This is a genomic window from Bradyrhizobium sp. Crot121 (assembly GCF_059512385.1).
On sequence record NZ_JCAMOR010000187.1, the window covers coordinates 1 to 2,653 of the forward strand.

3 protein-coding genes are annotated in these 2,653 nt (G+C 58.4%); 1 reads left to right on the forward strand and 2 read right to left on the reverse strand.

Going from position 1 to position 2,653, the window contains the following annotated elements; genetic code table 11:
- Positions 1-834 precede the first annotated feature (834 nt).
- On the forward strand, positions 835-1,080 hold the full coding sequence (locus tag AC5ZGW_RS45665; RefSeq protein WP_496114146.1) for a Crp/Fnr family transcriptional regulator: 246 nt from the start codon (positions 835-837) through the stop codon (positions 1,078-1,080).
- Between the two features lie 208 nt (positions 1,081-1,288).
- On the opposite strand, the gene AC5ZGW_RS45670 is transcribed toward AC5ZGW_RS45665, so the two are convergent.
- Together AC5ZGW_RS45670 and AC5ZGW_RS45675 are read right to left on the reverse strand one after the other, a co-directional pair.
- Entirely contained in the window at positions 1,289-1,915 is a 627-nt protein-coding gene (locus AC5ZGW_RS45670; RefSeq protein ID WP_130231586.1) for a YdcF family protein, read from the reverse strand.
- 228 nt (positions 1,916-2,143) lie between these two features.
- Positions 2,144-2,380, reverse strand: coding sequence for a hypothetical protein (locus AC5ZGW_RS45675; protein WP_130231588.1), 237 nt, complete (start codon positions 2,378-2,380; stop codon positions 2,144-2,146).
- Positions 2,381-2,653: the final 273 nt, after the last annotated feature.

Below are 2,653 nucleotides of genomic sequence, written 5' to 3' on the forward strand. Positions count from 1 at the left end.
GGAAGCGCATACATTCATACAGGATGCCCGCGCAGCAGGGCTGACGGTCAAATCGTTTTTCTAGCAGCTTCGCAAACCGGCGCTCGGCTTCGTCGATATTTTCAAGGCGCTCGGAAAGCGGAAGCAACGGGCCCCGGCGGCCCGCGCGTTAGTCGGGCTGTTCGCTAGAGCAACAACGCCAGGACCGCGTACGCCGCGGCAATGCACATCGCCAGCACGAATATCACTATGATCATATCGCCTCCTTCGGGTTGGCCTACCTGAGAGCAACTAGCAGCCGAACCGTGCAATGGTTACCGCTGAGGACGTCAGCATGCGTCGGTGGCGTCTGCTGGAACTCTCATTCCAGCAGACAAGTGGGAGCTGCCGAGTCAGACTAGCTATATCCAACGCATATGAATGAGCACTCGGTGACACACGTTGAGCTAATCAACGTATGTAGTAATAGCCTCGTGATCCGTATACGACCGGCGGCGCGACATATGCGGCTGGCGGAGACGCGTAAACAGCAGCCGGTGCAGCGAAGGTTGACGTCGCTGCCGCGCCCACGGCAACGCCCGCTGCGGCACCTGCGGCAATGGCACCCCCGTAGCAGCAGCCGCGGTAATACCCGCCACCCCAATAGCCGCCGCCGTGGTAGTATCCACCACGCCAATAACCGCCGCCCCGATAGGCTCCGTAGTGAAAGTTGTGAACGCCGCCGAATCGCCCGACCGCAACACCGTGAAAGCCGCCAAATCCTCTGAACACCGCAGCTTGTGCCGGCACAGTTAGCGATGTTGCGGCCACAGCGGCAACCGCCAGCTTCGCTACGCCATGAGGTTCGGCGCCGACATGTTGACTCTGCCTCCCACTCAGAGAGTCGCCGCGCGACTTTTGGCCATAGCGGAGGTAACCGCCAGACTTGACGCGCTGCCACTTAGCCAGCAAGCGCTCGGTGAAATGACAGGACTAACACGCAAGACCATCAACGCGGTTCTCCGCCGGCTACAGGCCGATAAGGTGTTGCTCTGTGACTATCGACAAATTGAGATTCGAGACGTCGATCGACTGCGGGAAATCGCTCGCCTTTTGACATGATAGCCTCGTTCAATATCGAAGTTCGGGTCATCTTAGCTTGCGACTTCTGCTCCGGGTCAAACTGAGAAGAACTCAATGTGAGCCTATGTTTTCCGCTTTGCCCTCGAATGCGGACATTCATCATAGCGGTCGGCATGTCTCAGAAGGGCCAACAGGCGACATCGCAGAGTTGGCCTGATATGAAAGCGAGCGACGAGAGCCGCGCACCTCATGGCCATTCCGCAATGAAGCCGCGGGCCTTGTAGGATTCTATCTTGTCCCACTCGCGCAGCACGCGACGGCGGAATTCAGGATTAGTGTGCCAGAGCGCACGTGGCGTTGCGAACGCATCGATCGTCACCAGCATCTTCTCCACTTCCGGCCAGTGCCGCTGCAGCGTCATCGCATAGCGCCGCGCCGTCCAGGTATTGCCAAGGCAAATCACGCTGCGTACATTCTTCAGTCCCAGCGCCGCATCGATCACCGGCAGCGAGAAGATAACGTTCTCCCCCGTGTTCATCGCGCGATGCTCTTCGAGGATTTTTTCCTCCGGCATGCCGCGCGCGACCATCTCACGCTTGATGATAGCGCATTCAGAAGCGTCCAAGCCGGAGGTCACGCCGCCGCTGACAATGGCCCATTGGCAAAGGCCCCCGCGCCAGAGTTCGTACGCCTTTGCGGCGCGCAGGTCGATATCCTGCCACGTGCCGAACACGAAGAGCAAATCGGCTGCTTTCAGGGCTGTGTCGGCAAAATGCGTCGCGTTGATCGCAGCAATTTCGGCCGCGTCGGGTATGCGATTGTTGCGGTCCTGTCCCACTGCTCTCCTCGCGTCCGGCGGCACGATGCCGCGCATCGTCGCGCGAGCGAAATCACGTTTGTTGTCGCTTGATTACGGCAACAGCGCTTCCGGCCGGAATACCCGCTATGGGTCACGAGCAGCGATGCAAAGCCGCGCGACGACACGTCGGGTATAGCGTTGGCAGCAGACTTGCGAAATTGTGCGAGGTTCTTCGTCTCTGGGCCAACAACAGAAGTAGCACTTAACCACGCTGCCATCGGATGCCCCGATGGTGGGAAGGCGTCAATGCCTCTCGCGGCTGCGGAATACAACTGACGCCGCCTTCACTGCGAACCACGCAACGAAAGCAGCCAGTACCGCCGCATAAAGCGCAAAGAAAGGTCTGTAAGTTTGGCCGTTGACGTATCGGATTAGTTCGAGAGTCTGGAAAAATCCGATGCTGCCCAGCCAAATCAGCCGAACCAGCCATTTCCACAGGATGGGTTTGAGATCATCTACAAGCGATTCGTCTTTTGACATTTACCCGGCAACCTCCTCGGTTGTTTAGCGCGCCGGCATTGTGACCTAGTGATCTCGACGGTCACAAATTGATTAAAATTTCGAAAGCCGACATTACGAAAAGCCGGCCGACGTCTGCTCCGGGTGTGCGCCGTGACAAGGCGGCGCTTTCCAGTGGGTGCAAGTCCCACCCGGCAAACGCTCCAGCCGGAAGCAATCGGAGCAGTCATGGAGGTAACGAAGTGGCTGAAGCCTTCGATTAGCGTGTCACGAATTGGTGACAGCGCGAGTGTG

Coding starts and splice junctions, on each gene's coding strand:
- AC5ZGW_RS45665 (WP_496114146.1), top strand. CDS start 835: ATGTTGACTCTGCCTCCCACTCAGAGAGTCGCCGCGCGACTTTTGGCC.
- AC5ZGW_RS45670 (WP_130231586.1), bottom strand. CDS start 1,915: ATGCGCGGCATCGTGCCGCCGGACGCGAGGAGAGCAGTGGGACAGGAC.
- AC5ZGW_RS45675 (WP_130231588.1), bottom strand. CDS start 2,380: ATGTCAAAAGACGAATCGCTTGTAGATGATCTCAAACCCATCCTGTGG.